The sequence below is a fragment of the Streptomyces sp. NPDC002574 genome (assembly GCF_042889545.1).
Taxonomy (GTDB): domain Bacteria; phylum Actinomycetota; class Actinomycetes; order Streptomycetales; family Streptomycetaceae; genus Actinacidiphila.
On the sequence record NZ_JBIARB010000009.1, the window covers coordinates 100,492 to 117,288 of the forward strand.

At 71.4% G+C, this 16,797-nt stretch carries 19 protein-coding genes; 4 read left to right on the forward strand and 15 right to left on the reverse strand.

Annotated features, from left to right (window positions below):
* Nucleotides 1-87: 87 nt before the first annotated feature.
* The 10 genes from ACFYXS_RS22980 to ACFYXS_RS23025 form a co-directional block, all read right to left on the reverse strand.
* Nucleotides 88-642 carry a TetR/AcrR family transcriptional regulator gene (locus ACFYXS_RS22980; protein ID WP_389251048.1) on the reverse strand — a complete coding sequence of 185 codons (555 nt, stop codon included), beginning with the start codon at nucleotides 640-642 and terminating at the stop codon, nucleotides 88-90.
* Nucleotides 642-962, reverse strand: a complete 321-nt coding sequence (locus ACFYXS_RS22985) for a DMT family transporter (RefSeq protein WP_389251050.1) — start codon at nucleotides 960-962, stop codon at nucleotides 642-644. The genes ACFYXS_RS22980 and ACFYXS_RS22985 overlap by 1 nt, the downstream gene beginning before the upstream one ends.
* A 95-nt stretch (nucleotides 963-1,057) precedes the next feature.
* Nucleotides 1,058-1,399: a metal-sulfur cluster assembly factor gene (locus ACFYXS_RS22990; protein ID WP_384284662.1), complete on the reverse strand. Its 342-nt coding sequence runs from the start codon at nucleotides 1,397-1,399 to the stop codon at nucleotides 1,058-1,060.
* Nucleotides 1,396-1,860, reverse strand: a complete 465-nt coding sequence (sufU, locus tag ACFYXS_RS22995) for a Fe-S cluster assembly sulfur transfer protein SufU (RefSeq protein ID WP_319661209.1) — start codon at nucleotides 1,858-1,860, stop codon at nucleotides 1,396-1,398. The genes ACFYXS_RS22990 and sufU overlap by 4 nt, the downstream gene beginning before the upstream one ends.
* Before the next feature lie 17 nt (nucleotides 1,861-1,877).
* Complete coding sequence (locus ACFYXS_RS23000) at nucleotides 1,878-3,137, reverse strand: cysteine desulfurase (protein WP_389251053.1); 1,260 nt, start codon at nucleotides 3,135-3,137, stop codon at nucleotides 1,878-1,880.
* Nucleotides 3,134-3,898, reverse strand: a complete 765-nt coding sequence (sufC, locus tag ACFYXS_RS23005) for a Fe-S cluster assembly ATPase SufC (RefSeq protein WP_389251055.1) — start codon at nucleotides 3,896-3,898, stop codon at nucleotides 3,134-3,136. Before sufC ends, ACFYXS_RS23000 begins: the two co-directional genes overlap by 4 nt.
* A gap of 7 nt (nucleotides 3,899-3,905) precedes the next feature.
* Nucleotides 3,906-4,235 (reverse strand): bifunctional 3-phenylpropionate/cinnamic acid dioxygenase ferredoxin subunit, encoded by a 330-nt coding sequence (locus ACFYXS_RS23010; RefSeq protein ID WP_389251057.1) that lies wholly within the window; start codon nucleotides 4,233-4,235, stop codon nucleotides 3,906-3,908.
* Nucleotides 4,232-5,407 carry a Fe-S cluster assembly protein SufD gene (gene sufD / locus ACFYXS_RS23015; protein ID WP_389251059.1) on the reverse strand — a complete coding sequence of 392 codons (1,176 nt, stop codon included), beginning with the start codon at nucleotides 5,405-5,407 and terminating at the stop codon, nucleotides 4,232-4,234. Before sufD ends, ACFYXS_RS23010 begins: the two co-directional genes overlap by 4 nt.
* A 201-nt stretch (nucleotides 5,408-5,608) precedes the next feature.
* Nucleotides 5,609-7,030: a Fe-S cluster assembly protein SufB gene (gene sufB / locus ACFYXS_RS23020; protein ID WP_389251061.1), complete on the reverse strand. Its 1,422-nt coding sequence runs from the start codon at nucleotides 7,028-7,030 to the stop codon at nucleotides 5,609-5,611.
* The gene (locus tag ACFYXS_RS23025; RefSeq protein WP_389251063.1) at nucleotides 7,027-7,758 is read right to left on the reverse strand and encodes a helix-turn-helix transcriptional regulator; all 732 of its coding nucleotides are present in this window, start codon (nucleotides 7,756-7,758) and stop codon (nucleotides 7,027-7,029) included. The genes sufB and ACFYXS_RS23025 overlap by 4 nt, the downstream gene beginning before the upstream one ends.
* A 271-nt stretch (nucleotides 7,759-8,029) precedes the next feature.
* Between ACFYXS_RS23025 and ACFYXS_RS23030 the strand changes: the two genes are divergently transcribed.
* Genes ACFYXS_RS23030 through ACFYXS_RS23040 form a run of 3 tightly spaced genes read left to right on the forward strand, consistent with a single transcriptional unit; the run spans nucleotide 8,030 to nucleotide 10,269 of the window.
* On the forward strand, nucleotides 8,030-8,956 hold the full coding sequence (locus ACFYXS_RS23030) for an ABC transporter ATP-binding protein (protein WP_389251066.1): 927 nt from the start codon (nucleotides 8,030-8,032) through the stop codon (nucleotides 8,954-8,956).
* Nucleotides 8,953-9,723, forward strand: coding sequence for an ABC transporter permease (locus tag ACFYXS_RS23035; RefSeq protein WP_389251068.1), 771 nt, complete (start codon nucleotides 8,953-8,955; stop codon nucleotides 9,721-9,723). Before ACFYXS_RS23030 ends, ACFYXS_RS23035 begins: the two co-directional genes overlap by 4 nt.
* 36 nt (nucleotides 9,724-9,759) lie before the next feature.
* Nucleotides 9,760-10,269, forward strand: coding sequence for a DinB family protein (locus ACFYXS_RS23040; protein ID WP_389251070.1), 510 nt, complete (start codon nucleotides 9,760-9,762; stop codon nucleotides 10,267-10,269).
* A 1-nt stretch (nucleotide 10,270) separates the two neighbouring features.
* Here the strand turns inward: ACFYXS_RS23040 and ACFYXS_RS23045 are convergent, their stop codons facing one another.
* Nucleotides 10,271-11,551, reverse strand: coding sequence for a glycosyl hydrolase family 28-related protein (locus tag ACFYXS_RS23045; protein ID WP_389251072.1), 1,281 nt, complete (start codon nucleotides 11,549-11,551; stop codon nucleotides 10,271-10,273).
* Between the two features lie 61 nt (nucleotides 11,552-11,612).
* On the opposite strand from ACFYXS_RS23045, the gene ACFYXS_RS23050 reads away from it, so the two are divergent.
* Entirely contained in the window at nucleotides 11,613-12,626 is a 1,014-nt protein-coding gene (locus ACFYXS_RS23050) for a heme A synthase (RefSeq protein WP_389251074.1), read from the forward strand.
* A gap of 16 nt (nucleotides 12,627-12,642) precedes the next feature.
* Here the strand turns inward: ACFYXS_RS23050 and ACFYXS_RS23055 are convergent, their stop codons facing one another.
* The 4 genes from ACFYXS_RS23055 to ACFYXS_RS23070 all read right to left on the reverse strand — a co-directional run bounded on the left by ACFYXS_RS23055 (nucleotide 12,643) and on the right by ACFYXS_RS23070 (nucleotide 16,508).
* Nucleotides 12,643-13,755, reverse strand: coding sequence for an amidohydrolase family protein (locus tag ACFYXS_RS23055; protein WP_389251668.1), 1,113 nt, complete (start codon nucleotides 13,753-13,755; stop codon nucleotides 12,643-12,645).
* Nucleotides 13,752-15,113 (reverse strand): glutamine synthetase family protein, encoded by a 1,362-nt coding sequence (locus ACFYXS_RS23060; RefSeq protein WP_389251076.1) that lies wholly within the window; start codon nucleotides 15,111-15,113, stop codon nucleotides 13,752-13,754. The genes ACFYXS_RS23055 and ACFYXS_RS23060 overlap by 4 nt, the downstream gene beginning before the upstream one ends.
* Nucleotides 15,114-15,179: 66 nt before the next feature.
* Nucleotides 15,180-15,539 carry a hypothetical protein gene (locus ACFYXS_RS23065; protein WP_389251078.1) on the reverse strand — a complete coding sequence of 120 codons (360 nt, stop codon included), beginning with the start codon at nucleotides 15,537-15,539 and terminating at the stop codon, nucleotides 15,180-15,182.
* A gap of 24 nt (nucleotides 15,540-15,563) precedes the next feature.
* The gene (locus tag ACFYXS_RS23070) at nucleotides 15,564-16,508 is read right to left on the reverse strand and encodes a heme o synthase (RefSeq protein WP_389251080.1); all 945 of its coding nucleotides are present in this window, start codon (nucleotides 16,506-16,508) and stop codon (nucleotides 15,564-15,566) included.
* Nucleotides 16,509-16,797 lie beyond the last annotated feature (289 nt).

Genomic DNA, 16,797 nt, shown 5'->3' on the forward strand with positions numbered 1-16,797 from the left:
CTCCGATCGACGCTCTACAAGAATCGATCACGTGAAGACATGAATGCCGCGGGGGGCGGTGCCGGATCAGGTCGCGTCCGGTATAGGTCAGCGGGTCGGGCCCGATGTGCCGATGACCCGTGCGAAGATCGCGCGCGCCTCCTCGCGGTCGATGTCCCGGCCGGTGAGCAGGGCCTGGAGGCACATCCCGTCGACGAGCGCGGCCAGCGCACGGGCGGTGACGGGGTCGGTCCTGCGGGCCAGGAGGCCGGACATGCGGTCCACCCAGTCCGCGGCGACCGGGCGCACGGCCTCGTGGCGGAGGGCGGCGAGATAGAGCTCGTACTCCAACTGCGCACGGGGGCGGTCCCGGGCGACCGCCTCCTCGGCGAACCGGGCCAGTTCCGCGGCCAGGTCGCCATCGGGCCCGGAGAACAGGGCGCGCTCCTCGGCCTCCCGGAAGTACGCCTCGTTGCACTGGGCCAGCGCGGCGACCAGCAGGTCGTCGAGGGTGGCGAAGTGGTAGGTGGTCGAGCCGAGCGGCACGTCGGCCTCGGCGGCCACCGCGCGGTGGCCGAGCCCCGCGATGCCGCGCTCGCCGACCACCCGGATCGCGGCGTCGATGATGCGCTGACGGCGGTCGGGGTCGTACCGGCGGGCCATCAGTGGCCGCCGCCGAGGTTGAGCACCACGACGCCGGCGATGACCAGGACGACCCCGATCAGCTTGGTCGCGGTCGCCGCCTCCCCGAGGAAGACCATGCCGATGCCGGCGATGGCCGCGGTGCCGACCCCGGACCAGATGGCGTAGGCGGTGCCGACGGAGAGCGTCTTGAGGGTCTGCGCGAGGAACGCGAAGGCGATGAGGTAGCCGACGGCGGTGCCCAGCGACGGCCACAGCCTGGTGAAGCCGTCGCTGTACTTCATCGAGGTGGTCCCCAGCACTTCGGCGAGTATCGCCCCGCCCAGCAACGCGTATGCCATGTGTACGAGCGTACACATCGATGCGTACGCCCGTACACACGACGGCGGGGCGCCACTCCGAGGAGTGGCGCCCCGTCGTCGCGGTCCCGCGCGGGTCAGACGTTGAAGCCGAGCGCGCGCAGCTGCTCGCGGCCGTCGTCGGTGATCTTGTCGGGGCCCCACGGCGGCATCCAGACCCAGTTGATCTTGAGGTCGTTGACGATGCCCTCGGTGGCCGACTTGGCCTGGTCCTCGATGACGTCGGTCAGCGGGCAGGCCGCCGACGTGAGCGTCATGTCGAGGGTGACGACATTGGTGTCGTCGATGTGAATGCCGTAGATCAGCCCGAGGTTGACCACGTCGATGCCCAGCTCGGGGTCGACGACGTCGTAGAGGGCCTCGCGGACCTCCTCCTCGCTCGCCGGCTTCGTGGTCATGACTTCTGCGTTGTCGCTCATGCGGACTCCCTCGCCGCGCCATCGCCCAGAGCCTGGGCGGTGGCGTCCTTCCACGCCATCCAGCTCAACAGGGCGCACTTCACGCGCGCCGGGTACTTGGAGACACCGGCGAACGCGACCGCGTCCTCCAGAACGTCCTCCATCGCGTCGTCGGGCTCCAGCTTGCCCTTGGACTGCATCAGCTCCAGGAAGACCTCCTGGACCTTCACCGCCTCGTCGACCTGCCGGCCGACCAGCAACTCGTTGAGCACGGAGGCGCTGGCCTGGCTGATGGAGCAGCCCTGGCCCTCGTAGCTGATGTCCTGGATGGACGTGCCGTCCAGCCGCACGCGCAGCGTGATCTCGTCACCGCACGTCGGATTGACGTGGTGCACCTCGACATCGCCGTCGCGCAGGCCCCGTCCGTGCGGGTTCTTGTAGTGGTCCAGGATGACTTCCTGGTACATCGAATCCAGCTTCACAGGCTCGCCGTCCGTCCTCAGCCGAAGAAGTTCCGTACGTGCTCCAGGCCCTCGACCAGCGCGTCGACCTCGGCCGGGGTGGAGTACAGATAGAACGACGCTCGCGTGGTCGCGGGAATTCCGTACCGCAGGCAGACCGGCCGCGCGCAGTGGTGGCCGACGCGCACGGCGATGCCGTGCTCGTCCAGGACCTGGCCCACGTCGTGCGGGTGGATGTCGCCCAGGGTGAAGGAGATCGCGGAGCCTCGGCCCTCGGGGGTGTCCGGGCCGATGATCCTCAGCTCGGGCACCTCCTTCAGCCGGCCCAGCGCGTACGCGGTGAGGGCGTGCTCGTGCGCCTCGACCTTGTCCATGCCCAGGGCCGACAGGTAGTCCACGGCCGCGCCGAGACCGATCGCCTGGGCGATCGGGGGCGTGCCCGCCTCGAACTTGTGCGGCGCGGGCGCGTAGGTCGACGAGTGCATCGAGACGGTCTCGATCATCTCGCCGCCGCCCAGGAACGGCGGAAGGTCCTCCAGCAGCTCCTGGCGGCCCCACAGCACGCCGATGCCGGTCGGGCCGAGCATCTTGTGACCGGTGAAGGCCACGAAGTCGGCCTGGAGCGCCTGCACGTCCAGCACCATGTGCGGCGCGGCCTGCGAGGCGTCGATCAGCACCAGGGCGCCGACCTCCTGGGCGCGGCGCACGATCGCCTCGACCGGGTTGATCGTGCCCAGGATGTTGGAGACCAGCACGAAGGAGACGATCTTCGTCTTCTCGGTGATGACCTGTTCGATGTTGCTCAGGTCGAGCCGGCCGTCGTCGGTCAGGCCGAACCACTTCAGCTGCGCGCCGGTGCGCTGCGAGAGCAGCTGCCACGGGACGATGTTGGAGTGGTGCTCCATCTCCGTGATGACGATCTCGGTGTCGCGGTCCACGCGGTAGGGCTCGTCGGCCCAGCCCAGCATGTTGGCGACCAGGTTCAGCGACTCCGAGGCGTTCTTGGTGAATATGACCTCGTCGCGGCTGGGAGCGTTGATGAAGGCGGCGATCTTGTCGCGGGCACCCTCGTACAGCGCCGTGGCCTCCTCGGCGAGCGTGTGCACGCCACGGTGGACGTTGGCGTTGTGGCGCTCGTAGTACTCGCTCAGGACGTCCAGGACCTGGCGCGGCTTCTGGGAGGTCGCCGCGTTGTCCAGGTAGACCAGCTTCTCACCGTCGTGGACGAGCCGGTCGAGCGTCGGGAAGTCCTTGCGGATGGCCTCGGTGTCGAGCAGGCCCGACAGCTGCGGTGTCACGCGGATACGCCTCCCTTCGTGTAAGCCTCGTAGCCCTCGGCCTCCAGCTTGTCCGCCAGCTCGGGACCGCCGGACTCGGCGATCCGGCCCGCGGCGAAGACGTGGACGTGGTCGGGCTTGATGTAGCGCAGGATGCGCGTGTAGTGGGTGATCAGCAGGGTGCCGACCTCACCGCTCTCCCGCACGCGGTTGACGCCCTCGGAGACCACGCGCAGGGCGTCGACGTCCAGGCCGGAGTCGGTCTCGTCCAGGATCGCGATCTTCGGCTTGAGCAACTCGAGCTGGAGGATCTCGTGGCGCTTCTTCTCACCGCCGGAGAAGCCCTCGTTGACGTTGCGCTCGGCGAAGGCGGGGTCCATGTGCAGGCGCTCCATGGCCTCCTTGACCTCCTTCACCCAGGTACGCAGCTTGGGGGCCTCGCCGCGGATCGCGGTGGCCGAGGTGCGCAGGAAGTTGGAGACCGAGACGCCGGGCACCTCGACCGGGTACTGCATGGCGAGGAAGACGCCCGCGCGGGCCCGCTGGTCGACGGACATGGCCAGCACGTCCTCGCCGTCGAGGGTGACGGTGCCACCGGTGACGGTGTACTTCGGGTGCCCGGCCAGCGAGTAGGCGAGGGTCGACTTGCCGGAGCCGTTGGGGCCCATGATGGCGTGCGTCTCGCCCTGCTTCACGGTCAGGTCGACACCGCGGAGGATCTCGCGCGGACCGCCCTCGGCGTCGACGGAGACGTGCAGGTCGTGGATCTCAAGCGTTGCCATGGGTGCCTCAGGACTCCTGGGTGACGGAGACGAGCACATCGTCCCCTTGGATCTGTACGGGGTATACGGGGACGGGCCGCGTGGCGGGCAGCCCGGACGGCTTGCCGGTGCGCAGATCGAAGGACGAGCCGTGCAGCCAGCACTCGATCTGGCAGTCCTCCACCTCGCCCTCCGACAGCGAGACGTTCGCGTGCGAGCAGATGTCGTTGATCGCGAACACCTCGCCCGCGGTGCGGACGACCGACACCGGCACACCGTCGAGCTCGACACGCCTGGGCGTGTCCTCCTCCAGCTCGCTCAGCGCGCAGACGCGGACGAAGCCTCCAGCGGTGGTCATACGACGGACGCCTCCAGCTCCGCGTCGATCTTCTCCAGCAGGCGCTCCTCCAGGTCCGCCACGCCGATCTGCTGGATGAGCCCGGCGAAGAAGCCGCGCACGACCAGCCGGCGGGCCTCGTCGGCCGGAATGCCGCGGGCCATCAGGTAGAACAGCTGCTCGTCCTCGAAGCGGCCGGTCGCCGAGGCGTGGCCGGCGCCGACGATCTCGCCGGTCTCGATCTCCAGGTTCGGCACCGAGTCGACCCGGGCACCGTCGGTGAGCACCAGGTTGCGGTTGAGCTCGTAGGTGTCGGTGCCCTCGGCCTCGGCGCGGATGAGCACGTCGCCGATCCACACCGCGTGCGCGTCCTGGCCCTGCAGCGCGCCCTTGTAGGCCACGTTGGAGCGGCAGTGCGGGGTGTCGTGGTCGATGAAGAGGCGGTGCTCCTGGTGCTGGCCGCGGTCGGTGAAGTACACGCCGTACAGCTCCGCCTCGCCGCCGGGGGCGCCGTAGACGACCCGCGGGTGCAGCCGCACCAGGTCGCCGCCGAAGGTGACCACGACGGACTTGAAGGTCGCGTCACGGCCGATCAGCGCGGTGTGCTGGGCGACGTGCACCGCGGTGTCGTCCCAGTCCTGGATGGAGACCACGGTGAGCTTCGCACCGTCGCCGATCAGGTACTCGACGTTGGCGGCGACGGTGGCGTCACCGGTGTGGTCCAGGACCACGACCGCCTCGGCGAAGGCGCCGACCTCGACGACCTGGTGGCCGAAGGCCACCCCGCCCTCGCCGTGCACCGCGATCCGCACCGGCTCGGTGAGCACCGCGTCCTTGGGGATGGAGACGATGCCGGCCTTCTCGAAGGAGCTGTACGCCTGCGCGGCGACCCGGTCCACCGGCTTGCCCGACTTGCCGACGCGGGCGTCGTCCCGGCCGACGGTCTCGACGGTGACGCCCTCGGGGGCGCTCACCTCGACCCTGACGCCGCCACCGGTCGCCACGGCGGTGCCGTCGTGCAGACCGTGCAGCCGCTCCAGCGGGGTGAAGCGCCAATCCTCCTCACGGCCGTTGGGCACGGGGAAGTCGGCCACGTCGTAGGACGCGGGCGCGCTGACCCGGGCGTCCCGGGGCTGGCCGACCTGGATGGCCCCTTCGGTGGTGGCCCCGGCGGCCGGGATGGTTTCAGCCATGGCTGTGTTACTGCCTCTTTCTGCCTTATTGTGTTCGCTCGCCTCCGGGCGCTCTGGTCCGGTGCCGACGCTCCTCGACTCTGCGCTCGATCCTCGCTCGGTCTCGTCGCTTTCGGCACCGGCGCGCCCTTCGGCTCGCTCACGGCCCCGCAGGGGCACCGATTCGTGGGTACCGGAGTTGGCGGAGGTGCGGGTGCGGCGTCAGCCGACCGAGCCCTCCATCTGCAGCTCGATGAGCCGGTTGAGCTCCAGCGCGTACTCCATCGGCAGCTCACGCGCGATCGGCTCCACGAAACCGCGGACGATCGTGGCCATCGCCTCGTTCTCCTCCAGACCGCGGCTCATCAGGTAGAAGAGCTGGTCCTCGCTGACCTTGGAGACCGTCGCCTCGTGGCCCATGGACACGTCGTCCTCGCGGACGTCCACGTAGGGGTAGGTGTCCGAGCGGGAGATGGTGTCCACCAGCAGCGCGTCGCACAGCACGTTGGACTTGGAGCCGTGGGCACCCTCGCCGATCTCGATCAGACCGCGGTACGAGGTGCGGCCGCCGCCGCGCGCCACGGACTTGGAGACGATCGACGACGAGGTGTTCGGCGCCATGTGCACCATCTTGGCGCCGGCGTCCTGGTGCTGGCCCTCGCCCGCGAAGGCGATGGACAGGGTCTCGCCCTTGGCGTGCTCGCCCATCAGGTAGACGGCCGGGTACTTCATGGTCACCTTGGAGCCGATGTTGCCGTCGACCCACTCCATGGTCGCGCCCTCGTAGGCGACGGCGCGCTTGGTGACCAGGTTGTAGACGTTGTTCGACCAGTTCTGGATGGTCGTGTAGCGGCAGCGGCCGCCCTTCTTCACGATGATCTCGACGACGGCGCTGTGCAGCGAGTCCGACTTGTAGATCGGCGCGGTGCAGCCCTCGACGTAGTGGACGTAGGCGTCCTCGTCGACGATGATCAGCGTCCGCTCGAACTGGCCCATGTTCTCGGTGTTGATCCGGAAGTAGGCCTGCAGCGGGATCTCGACGTGCACGCCCTTCGGCACGTAGATGAAGGAACCGCCGGACCACACGGCCGTGTTCAGCGAGGCGAACTTGTTGTCACCCGCGGGGATGACGGTGCCGAAGTACTCCTGGAAGAGCTCCGGGTGCTCCTTGAGCGCGGTGTCGGTGTCCAGGAAGATGACGCCCTGCTCCTCCAGGTCCTCGCGGATCTGGTGGTAGACGACCTCGGACTCGTACTGCGCGGCGACACCGGCGACCAGGCGCTGCTTCTCCGCCTCGGGGATGCCCAGCCGGTCGTAGGTGTTCTTGATGTCCTCGGGCAGGTCCTCCCAGGACTCCGCCTGCTTCTCGGTGGACCGCACGAAGTACTTGATGTTGTCGAAGTCGATGTCCGAGAGGTCGGAGCCCCAGGTCGGCATCGGCTTCTTCCCGAAGAGCTTCAGACCCTTCAGCCGCAGCTTGAGCATCCACTCGGGCTCGTTCTTCTTCGCCGAGATGTCGCGGACGACGTCTTCGCTCAGGCCGCGGCGCGCGGAGGCACCGGCCACGTCGGAATCGGCCCAGCCGTACTCGTAGGTGCCCAGACCCTCGAGTTCAGGGTGAGCCGTCTCCAGGGGGGCAGTCATGCGGGGTTCCTCCCGGCGTTGCTTGCGTTGTGGGATTGCGGGCCGGCCTTCGGCACGAAGGTGGTGCACACGCCGTCGCCGTGGGCGATCGTGGCCAGCCGTTGTACATGGGTTCCGAGCAGGCGGGAGAAGACCTCGGCCTCCGCCTCGCACAGTTGCGGGAACTGCTCGGCGATGTGGGCCACCGGGCAGTGGTGCTGACAGAGCTGCTCCCCGGCGGAGGCGGGCGCGCGGCGCGTCGTGGCAGCGTACCCGTCCTTGCTCAGCGCCTCGGCGAGCGCCTGTGTGCGCTCCTCGGGGTCGGCCGCCTCGACGACCGTCCGGTAGCGCTCGGCCTGTGCGGCGAGCCGGGCGCGGGCGAAGGCCGACACCGCGGCCTCCCCCTGCGGTCCGCCACCGGCGGACTCGGCGATCCAGCGCATCGCGTCCGCGGCGAGCTGGTCGTACGCCTGGTCGAAGGTGTCGCGTCCGCAGTCGGTGAGTGCGAAGACCTTCGCGGGGCGGCCCCGGCCGCGGGTACCGTAGACCCGCTTCTCGCGCGGCTCCACCATGCCCTCGGCGACGAGCGCGTCCAGATGGCGCCGTACCGCGGCCTGCGTCAGGCCCAGTCGTTCCGCCACGTCCGCGGCGGTCGACGGCCCGTGGAGCAGGACGGACCTGGCGACCCGGTTGCGGGTGCTCCGCTCCCCGGTCGTCTGCTCCTCCTGAGCCTCGGACGCGTTTTTCACAAGTCCAGTGTTGCGTAATTCATCCGGCAGAGGCAAGCGGCGTCCGGTGGGTGATCGGTGGGCTGTATCACTTAGGGAAACCTAACCTGACCTGCGGGAACGATCTTCCTGCGCGCGGCGGGCCGGCCCCCCGCGCGAGGCTCCCACCAGGGCGGCGGGCGTCCCCCGGCCCGCGGACGGGCCCCGCCGGCCCGCGCGGCACCGCCCGGATCCCGCACCCGCGACAGCCCTCCCGGCCGGAGCGGCCCGCCGGGTTCGTAGACTGCGCGTCATGCAAATGGACCCCGCGGTCGAGGTGACCGGACTGGTCAAGCGGTACGGCGCGAAGACCGCGGTGGACGGGCTCGACCTGTCCGTCGCCCGGGGCACCGTGACGGCCGTGCTCGGCCCGAACGGCGCCGGGAAGACCACCACCGTCGAAACCTGCGAGGGATACCGCCGTCCGGACGGCGGCCGCGTGTGCGTGCTGGGCATGGACCCCGTACGGGACGCCGCCGCCCTGCGGCCGCGGATCGGCGTGATGCTCCAGTCCGGCGGCGTGTACGCCGGCGCCCGCGCCGAGGAGATGCTGCGACACACGGCGAAACTGCACGCCGACCCCGTCGACCCGGCCCTGCTCATCGAGCGGCTGGGCCTGGAGTCCTGCGGGCGCACCACGTACCGCCGGCTCTCCGGCGGCCAGCAGCAGCGCCTCGCGCTGGCCATGGCGGTCGTGGGCCGCCCCGAGCTGGTCTTCCTCGACGAGCCGACCGCGGGCCTGGACCCGCAGGCCCGGCGCGTCACCTGGGACCTGATCAGGGAGCTGCGCGCCGACGGCGTCACCGTCGTCCTGACCACGCACTTCATGGACGAGGCGGAACAGCTCGCCGACGACGTGGCGATCATCGACCAGGGCCGGGTGATAGCGAACGGCACCCCCGAGCAGCTGTGCCGCGGCGGCGCCGAGAACACGCTCCGCTTCAACGGCCGCCCCGGCCTGGACCTCGCCTCGCTTCTCAAGGCGCTGCCCGCCGACTCGGCCGCGGCCGAGCTCACCCCGGGCAGCTACCGCATCGAGGGCAAGGTCGACCCGCAGATGCTGGCCACCGTCACCTCCTGGTGCGCCCAGCACGGCGTGATGCCCGACCGGCTCGCGGTCGAGCGGCGCACCCTGGAGGACGTCTTCCTGGAGCTGACCGGCAAGGAGCTGCGTTCGTGACCGCCACCGGGACCTTCACCCCCGCCCCCGGCTCCGCGCCACTGGGCCGCATGATCGGCGCGCAGACCGCCCTGGAGACGCGGATGCTGCTGCGCAACGGCGAGCAGCTGCTGCTCACCGTCGTCATCCCCACCCTGCTGCTGGTGCTGTTCTCCACCGTCGACGTCGTCGACACCGGCGCCGGCAAGGCCGTCGACTTCCTGGCCCCGGGCATCCTGGCCCTGGCCGTGATGTCCACCGCCTTCACCGGACAGGCGATCGCGACCGGCTTCGAGCGCCGCTACGGCGTCCTGAAGCGGCTCGCGGCCTCCCCGCTGCCGCGCTGGGCGCTGATGACCGCCAAGACCGGGTCCGTCCTGGTCACCGAGGTGCTGCAGGTCGTCCTGCTGACGGCCATCGCCTTCGCGCTGGGCTGGTCCCCGCACGGCGACCCGCTGTCCGTGCTGCTGCTCCTGGTCCTGGGCACCGCCGCGTTCTCCGGACTCGGCCTGCTCATGGCCGGCACCCTCAAGGCGGAGGCCACACTGGCCGCCGCCAACCTGGTCTTCCTCCTGCTGCTCGTGTGCGGCGGGGTCGTCGTGCCGCTCGACAGATTCCCGGACGGCGTCCGTTCCGTGCTCGAACTCCTGCCGGTCTCCGCCCTGTCGGACGGCCTGCGGGACGTCCTCCAGCACGGCGCGGGCGTGCCCTGGGGCGACCTCGGCATCCTCGCCGTCTGGGCGGTACTGGGCCTGGGCGCGGCGGCCCGCTGGTTCCGCTGGGAGTAGTCTCCGGACCTGATCACCCGAACGGGGGACCCACTTGTGACCGCGGACCACCGCGTAGGACCGCCGAGCCTCGGCGACGAGCGCGAGACGCTGCGGGCGTTCCTGGACTACCACCGGGCGACGCTCGCGATGAAGTGCGAGGGCCTCACCGACGAGGAGCTGCGGCAGCGGTCGATGCCGCCGTCCACGCTGTCGCTGCTCGGCCTGGTCCGGCACATGGCCGAAGTGGAACGCGCCTGGTTCCGCCGGGTGTTCGAGGACCACGACGCGCCGATGGTCTGGTCCGACCGGATCGACTTCCAGGCGGCGTACGACGCGAGCGCGTCGACCCGCGCCGAGGCCTTCGGCGCGTGGGAGGCCGAGGTGGAGACCTCCCGCCGCATCGAGCGCGAGGCCGCCTCGCTCGACCTCGCCGGGCATCAGCCCCGCTGGGGCGAGGACGTCTCGCTGCGGATGGTGATGGTGCACGTCCTGCTGGAGTACGGCCGCCACAACGGGCACGCCGACTTCCTCCGCGAGGGCGTCGACGGCACCGTGGGCGCCTGACTCACGAGGGCGTGACGCAGTCCACGAAGCGCGCGAAGCCGCCGTCCTGCCCGTCGTCGAGGACCAGGAAACCGTCCTCGGGACCGTGGCTCGCCAGCAGGCACATGTCGTAGCGGACGCACACCGGCGGCCGCGCCTCGGCCCGCGTGCGGAACTGGTGCGCGCCGGTGAGCTGGCACGAGTCGTACCGGACCAGGGGTCCGCGCGGGCCGAGGGTGTAGCGGTGGGCCCGCAGACCGGGGGCGAACGACTTGAAGGCGTTGGCGGTGTCGTCGCAGTCGTTGAAGTGGACGGTGCCGCCGGACCACTCGCAGTCGATGACGACGGTGTCCGGGCCGCGCAGCTCGAAGCGGATGTCCTCGGCGTGGAAGCGCTGGACCGAGCTGAAGTGCTGTGAGCGGGGGAAGCGGAAGAAGGCGCTCTCGTACCCGTAGTCGGGGTGCGGGACCGGGCGGCGGCCGGTGACGACGTAGCTCCCGGCGCGGCAGGTGACGGAGCCGCCGTAGGGGAACTCCAGGAAGTTGCCCCACTCGTAGGTGACGTTCATGTCGGTGAACCAGTAGTTGAGGAACTGGTCCTGCTGCTCCGGGTGGGCCGAGCGCCTGGAGAGTCCCGAGTACAGGAACGCCTTCCGGTAGGCGCCGCCGACCCGGCACGCCTCCCAGCGCATCTCGGAGTTGGTGTTGGTGCCGTCGAGCGCGATGCCGTACTCCCACTCCCCCATCCACTCGCAGTCGCCGAAACGGTAGTTCGCCGCGCCGCCGGTGGAGTAGGAGGAGAAGAACGAGGCGCCGGGCGTGCCGGAGGTGAAGCGCAGGCCCTCGAAGGCGATGTTCTGCCACATGTCGTCGTTGACGCACAGGAAGGCGCCGTCGGCCTTCTCCGGCGCGAAGACGATCTCGCTGATGCGCAGCCCGGCGCCCCGGAAGCGCAGGCCGTTCGCCTGGTTGCGGGGGTTGTCGCCGGCCAGCAGCGCGCCGGGCTCGGTGATCAGGTACTTGCCGGGCGGCACGTCGATCACCGTGCGGCCGGTGTGGTCGTCCAGGCGGGACTCGGCGTAGCGGTAGGCGTCGGCGAAGGCGCGGCTGTCGTCGGTGGTGCCGTCGCCCTTGGCGCCGAAGTCGGCGACGACATCGACCACACCGGGGCGGGTGGTGCTCCTCGGCCGCGGTACGGCCTCGGCGGCGGGCGTAGCGGCCGCGCTGCAGGCGGCCGCGCCGATTCCCGTCAACGCCGCGGCGGCGCCCCCGTAGATCAGTTTCCGCCGGTCGACCCCGCTCATGGCCCGATCCCCTCCCCCTGGCCGTCCCCCTCGTGAAGGATTGCACAAGGGGGCGCCTACGATGGTGGCCGTGCCGAATCTCAGCCAAGCAGGCCAAGCCGTGCGAAACCCGCTGGCCTTCATCGCCCAGCGCTGGACCCCGTCCCCCGCGACGGTCCGGCGGGCCGCCATGGCGGCGCTCGTGATGAGCGTGGTCATCGTGGTGACCGGCGGCGCCGTCCGGCTGACCAGCTCGGGGCTCGGCTGCCCGACCTGGCCCAAGTGCACGGCCGACAGCCTCACCGCGACCGGTGCCATGGGCGTGCACGGGGCGATCGAGTTCACCAACCGCATGCTGACGTACGTGCTGTGCGCCGCCGTCGGCTGGGCCATCGTCGCGGCGCGCGCCGCGCAGCCGTGGCGGCGCGGGCTGACCCGCCTGGGCTGGGCGCAGTTCTGGGTCGTCATGGGCAACGCGGTGCTGGGCGGCATCACGGTGCTGACCGGGCTCAACCCCTACACCGTGGCCTCGCACTTCCTGCTGTCCAGCGCCCTCATCGCGGTCGCGCTGCTGACCTGGCAGCGGGCCGGCGAGGGCGACGCGGGCCCCCGCCCGCTGGTCGGCAAGCCGGTGCGGCAGCTGACCTGGCTGCTGGTCGTCGCCTCCGCCGTGCTCATCGCGGTCGGCACCCTGGTGACGGGCGCGGGTCCGCACGCGGGCGACAGCAGCGACGTGCCGCGCGTCCAGGTGAAGTGGGAGACCATCGCCCAGCTCCACGCCGACCTGGCCTGGGTCGTGTGCGGCCTCACCGTCGCGCTGTGGTTCGTCCTGCGCGCCGTCGACGCCCCGGCGGGACCGCGGGCGCGGGTCCGTGACCTCGTCGTCGTGCTGCTGGCCCAGGGTGTCATCGGCTACGTCCAGTACTTCACCAAGCTCCCCGAGGCCTTGGTCGCCGCGCACATGCTGGGCTCGACCCTGGTGTGGATCGCGGTCCTGCGCGTCCTGCTCTCGCTGCGCGAGCGTCCCCTGACCGAGCCGGGCGCGGCCCCCGTGCCCACCGCCGTCTCCGCTCCGGAGCCCGCCCCGGCCGCGTGACGGGCCCGGCTCCGCGTCAGGCCAGCCGGTAGACGCGGCGGGCGTTGTCCGCGGCGACGAGGGCGGCGACGCGGCGCGCGTCGGCGGCGGAACAGGCGCCGTCGGCTACCCAGCCGCCCAGCACGTCCCGCACCGCGGTGCGGAAGGCCTCGGCGCCCACGACGTAGAGCTCGGGGAGCCCGTAGGCGTCGGTCGAGAAGAGCAGCTTGCCGAACGGCGCCAGCTCCAGGAACTCCGCGAGCACCGCGCCCGCCCGGGTGCCGACGTGGGTGAGGGCGAGCCCCACGTCGGCGTGGACGTGCGGGAAGACGTTCGCAAGGTAGGCGGCCTGCCGGTGGTACGGGTAGCAGTGCAGCAGCACCAGATCCGTGCCGAGGCCCGCGGTGGCCCGGACGAAGTCCGTCAGCAGGGCCGGGTCCGCGTGGTCCAGCCGCAGGTCGGGATCGCCGAGACCGGTGTGGAGCTGCAGCGGCAGACCCGTGGCGACGGCCGTCCACAGCAGGTGCCGGATCAGCACGGGGTCGGTGAGCCGGCCGCCGTGTTCGTGCCGCGCGTCGAGCCAGGCCGCGGCGGCGCGCACCACGTCCGCGGTGTCCGGGGGTTCGGGGGCCAGGGCGAGGCCGTGGCGGTAGGCGGCGACCGACTTGAAGCCGAGCGCGGTCGTCGCCGCCTCGTGGACGGCCTCCGCGACCGCCGAGGCGTAGGCCTCCCCACCGGCGCTCGTGTCGGCGACGCGCTCCGCGAGCCGCTCCAGCCGCACGATCTCGTGGGCGTCCGCGCCGCCACCCGCCGCGGCCAGTTCCTCCGGGGTCATCAGGTCGCCGGGCAGCCCGGTGTCCACCAGGTACGTCCCGATGCCAGTGCCCCGCAGCAGCAGCCGCGCGGTCTCGTACGCGCCGAGCTCCCGCCGCCGGGCCAGGTAGTGGGCCGGCGGGCAGTGCGGCTCCAGCCCGAGCAGCGGCGGACACCAGCGGCGCACGGCGAAGCCGGTCTGGGTGTCGAAGAAGGTGGTGCCGGGCGCGGCGGGCGCGTCGGACTCCGTGAGATACGTCTCGAACGAGGCGATGCCGAGGTCGCCCCGGACGACGCCGTGGCAGTGCTGGTCGACCAGCGGCGGCAGCTCGATCACCAGCGCCACCGGGTGGCCTCGGCGAGCTCCTCGGGCCCGAGTTCGGCCAGCGCCTCGGACTCGGCCCGCCGTACGGCCACGATCGCGCCGCACAGCTCCTCGCCGAGCGCCTCGCGCAGCGCGTCGTCGCGGACGAAGTGCCCGACGGCCTCGCTGAGCGAAGTCGGCAGCCGCTCGAGGCCACCGCGTCCGGCCGGGTCGCCGGTCACCGGTTCCGGCAGTGCGGGGCCGCCGTCGAGCACGCCCCGCAGGCCCGCCGCGATGACCGCGCCGGCCAGCAGATAGGGGTTGGCGGCGGCGTCGAAGGGCTTGAGCTCGGCGTGCCCGCCGTCGGGGTCGTCGGGCTCGCCGGGCACCAGGCGCAGCGCGGCCTCGCGGTTCTCCACGCCCCAGCAGCGGTGCGCTCCGGCCCAGTGCGAGGGGACCAGGCGCAGATAGCTCGCCGGGGAGGGCGCCCCGATCGCGCACAGCGCGGGCAGCGCGTCCAGGACGGCGCCGAGGAAGGTGTCCGCGGTCGCACCGAGGCCGTACCGGCCGGTGGGGTCGCGGTGCAGGTTGTGTCCGTTCTCACGCAGGCTCAGATGCAGGTGGCAGCCGTTGCCGACCTGGCCGGCGACGACGGTCGGCGCGAAGGAGGCGCGCAGTCCGTGGGCCGCGCTGACCGCCCGTACGGTCTCGCGGACCAGCACGAGGTCGTCGGCCGCCCCGACGGGGTCGGCCGGCGCGGTGGAGACCTCGAACTGCCCGGGCGCGTACTCCGGGTGGATCTGCAGGACCTCCACGCGCTGCGCGTCGAGGGCGTCGTGGAGTGCCAGCAGGTACGCGGACTGCTCGGTGACCCGGGTCAGTCCGTACGCGGGTCCGCGGCCCGCGACGTCACCGGCCCCGGGACCGCCGTCGTCGCGGACGACGGTCCACTCGGTCTCGAAGCCCATCCGCACTTCCAGGCCGTGGCCGGCGGCCCGGTCGGTCATGCGCCGGGCGAACTGCCGCTGGCAGGCGGGGTGCGGCCGCCCCTGCTGGTCGTAGCGGTCGGCCGGCGCCCAGGCCCAGCCGGGCTGCGCGGCCAGCACGGTGAGACGGTCGAGGTCGGGGAAGAGCCGCAGGTCGCCGTCGGGGCCCCCGATGTGCTCGGAGGTGGTGACGATGTCGTCGGAGGTGAAGACGTCGAAGACCGGTGACATGCCGATCCCGCGGTGCGCCGCGTCCGCGAGCCGGGCGGTGGGCACCGTCTTGGCCCGGCTGATGCCCGCGTTGTCTACCCAGCTGACCGCGACGGCCCGCACGCCGTCGGCGGTGAGCCGCGCCGCGTCCTGGCGGGCCGTCAGCCGCCGTTCGTCCCGTTCTTCCGCGTCCACCCGCACACGCCTCCTCGTACCCGCCGTCCCGGAACCGTTCCATGGTCCTAACGGGCGGGCCCGGCGTCAGGTGTTGGCGGGGCCGCCGATCTGGATTCCGGCCATGCGCCGCCACTCGTAGCGGCCGGTGCGCACCTTGGCGGCGAGGTCGCCGTCGAAGGACTCGTGCAGCGTGATGCCGGAGAGCTCCACGGCCCGTCGCGCGATGTCGAAGGAGGGCGCCACGAGATCGCCCCAGCCGCCGTCCTCGCCCACCAGCACGATGCGGGTGCCGGCCTCGCCGATGTACGCGATCTGGCCCTCGGCGCCGCCGTGACCGCCGGCGAAGCGTCCGATCCGCTTGGCCAGCCGGGCGGCCCGGCGCTCGGCGCGGGCGTGCGCCTTCGGGTCGGCGACCGGGGTGTCTGCTGCCTGGGTGTCTGCCATGACAGGAATGCTACCCGCCGGTAATTAACGGAGGAAGGGGTCCACGGCGACGGCCACGAACAGCAGCGTCGCGTAGGTGATGGACCAGTGGAACAGCCGCATCTCCTTGAGCTTGGCCCCGGCCACGCCCGCCTTGGCCCGCCCGTACAGGGCGTGCGCCTCGACGAGCCAGAAGGCGCCGAGCACCACGGCGGCCGCCGCGTAGAACCAGCCCGTCGCGCCGAGCGGCCACCACAGGGTGAGCGACACCAGCACCATCGCCCAGCTGTAGATGACGATCTGCCGGCCGACGACCACATTGCCCGCGACCACCGGCAGCATGGGGACGCCGACCCGGGCGTAGTCGTCCTTCACCTTCATCGACAGCGGCCAGTAGTGCGGCGGCGTCCAGAAGAAGAGGACGAGGAAGAGGACGAAGGGCGCCCACGCCAGCTCGTCGCGCACCGCGGACCAGCCGATGAGCACCTGCATGCAGCCGGCGATCCCGCCCCACACGATGTTCTGCGCGGTACGCCGCTTCAGGCCCAGCGTGTACACGAAGACGTAGTAGAGGATGGCCACCAGCGACAGCACCGCCGACAGCGGGTTGACCAGCAGCCAGAACCACGCGGTCGAGACCACCGAAAGAGCGATGCCGAAGACCAGGCACTCCCACGGCGCGACCATGCCGGTGACCAGCGGGCGCTGCTCCGTACGGTGCATGAGCGCGTCGATGTCGCGGTCGATGTACATGTTCAGCGCGTTGGCGCCGCCGGCGGACATGTAGCCGCCGATCATCGTCGCCGCGACGAGCCACAGGTCGGGAACGCCGCCCGCCGCCAGGAACATGACCGGAACCGTCGTGATGAGCAACAGCTCGATGATGCGCGGCTTGGTCAGCGCCACGAACGCCATCACACGGGCACCGAACGGCCGGTGACCGTTGATCGACCCGATGGCTCCGGCGGGCCGGGATTCGACGGCCGTCACGAACACCCCTGAGGAAAAGTCCAGCAAGCGGCTCCGCTTGCGCGTACCACGCCACTCTAGACGTAGCGGATACTCCGACCGCGCCGGGGGTGCCACGTGTTGACGCCCGAGCGTCTCCCCGGCGCAAGGGCCGGGTCACCTGACGCTGTTCGATGTTCAACGGGGGTTCAGCGGGCTCCGGCAGGCTTCAAGGTGCTTCAACAGGCGAAGAACCGCCGGGCGGGGCACGCTGGTGACAGCGCCGGTGCCGGGTGGGAATGCGCCTGCCTGCGCATCGGTTCCCCGAGGC

Bases quoted from the DNA above. Each gene is read 5' to 3' on its own strand.
- ACFYXS_RS22980 (WP_389251048.1), bottom strand. From the start codon at position 642: ATGGCCCGCCGGTACGACCCCGACCGCCGTCAGCGCATCATCGACGCC.
- ACFYXS_RS22985 (WP_389251050.1), bottom strand. From the start codon at position 962: ATGGCATACGCGTTGCTGGGCGGGGCGATACTCGCCGAAGTGCTGGGG.
- ACFYXS_RS22990 (WP_384284662.1), bottom strand. From the start codon at position 1,399: ATGAGCGACAACGCAGAAGTCATGACCACGAAGCCGGCGAGCGAGGAG.
- sufC (WP_389251055.1), bottom strand. From the start codon at position 3,898: ATGGCAACGCTTGAGATCCACGACCTGCACGTCTCCGTCGACGCCGAG.
- ACFYXS_RS23010 (WP_389251057.1), bottom strand. From the start codon at position 4,235: ATGACCACCGCTGGAGGCTTCGTCCGCGTCTGCGCGCTGAGCGAGCTG.
- sufD (WP_389251059.1), bottom strand. From the start codon at position 5,407: ATGGCTGAAACCATCCCGGCCGCCGGGGCCACCACCGAAGGGGCCATC.
- sufB (WP_389251061.1), bottom strand. From the start codon at position 7,030: ATGACTGCCCCCCTGGAGACGGCTCACCCTGAACTCGAGGGTCTGGGC.
- ACFYXS_RS23030 (WP_389251066.1), top strand. From the start codon at position 8,030: ATGCAAATGGACCCCGCGGTCGAGGTGACCGGACTGGTCAAGCGGTAC.
- ACFYXS_RS23045 (WP_389251072.1), bottom strand. From the start codon at position 11,551: ATGAGCGGGGTCGACCGGCGGAAACTGATCTACGGGGGCGCCGCCGCG.
- ACFYXS_RS23050 (WP_389251074.1), top strand. From the start codon at position 11,613: ATGGTGGCCGTGCCGAATCTCAGCCAAGCAGGCCAAGCCGTGCGAAAC.
- ACFYXS_RS23065 (WP_389251078.1), bottom strand. From the start codon at position 15,539: ATGGCAGACACCCAGGCAGCAGACACCCCGGTCGCCGACCCGAAGGCG.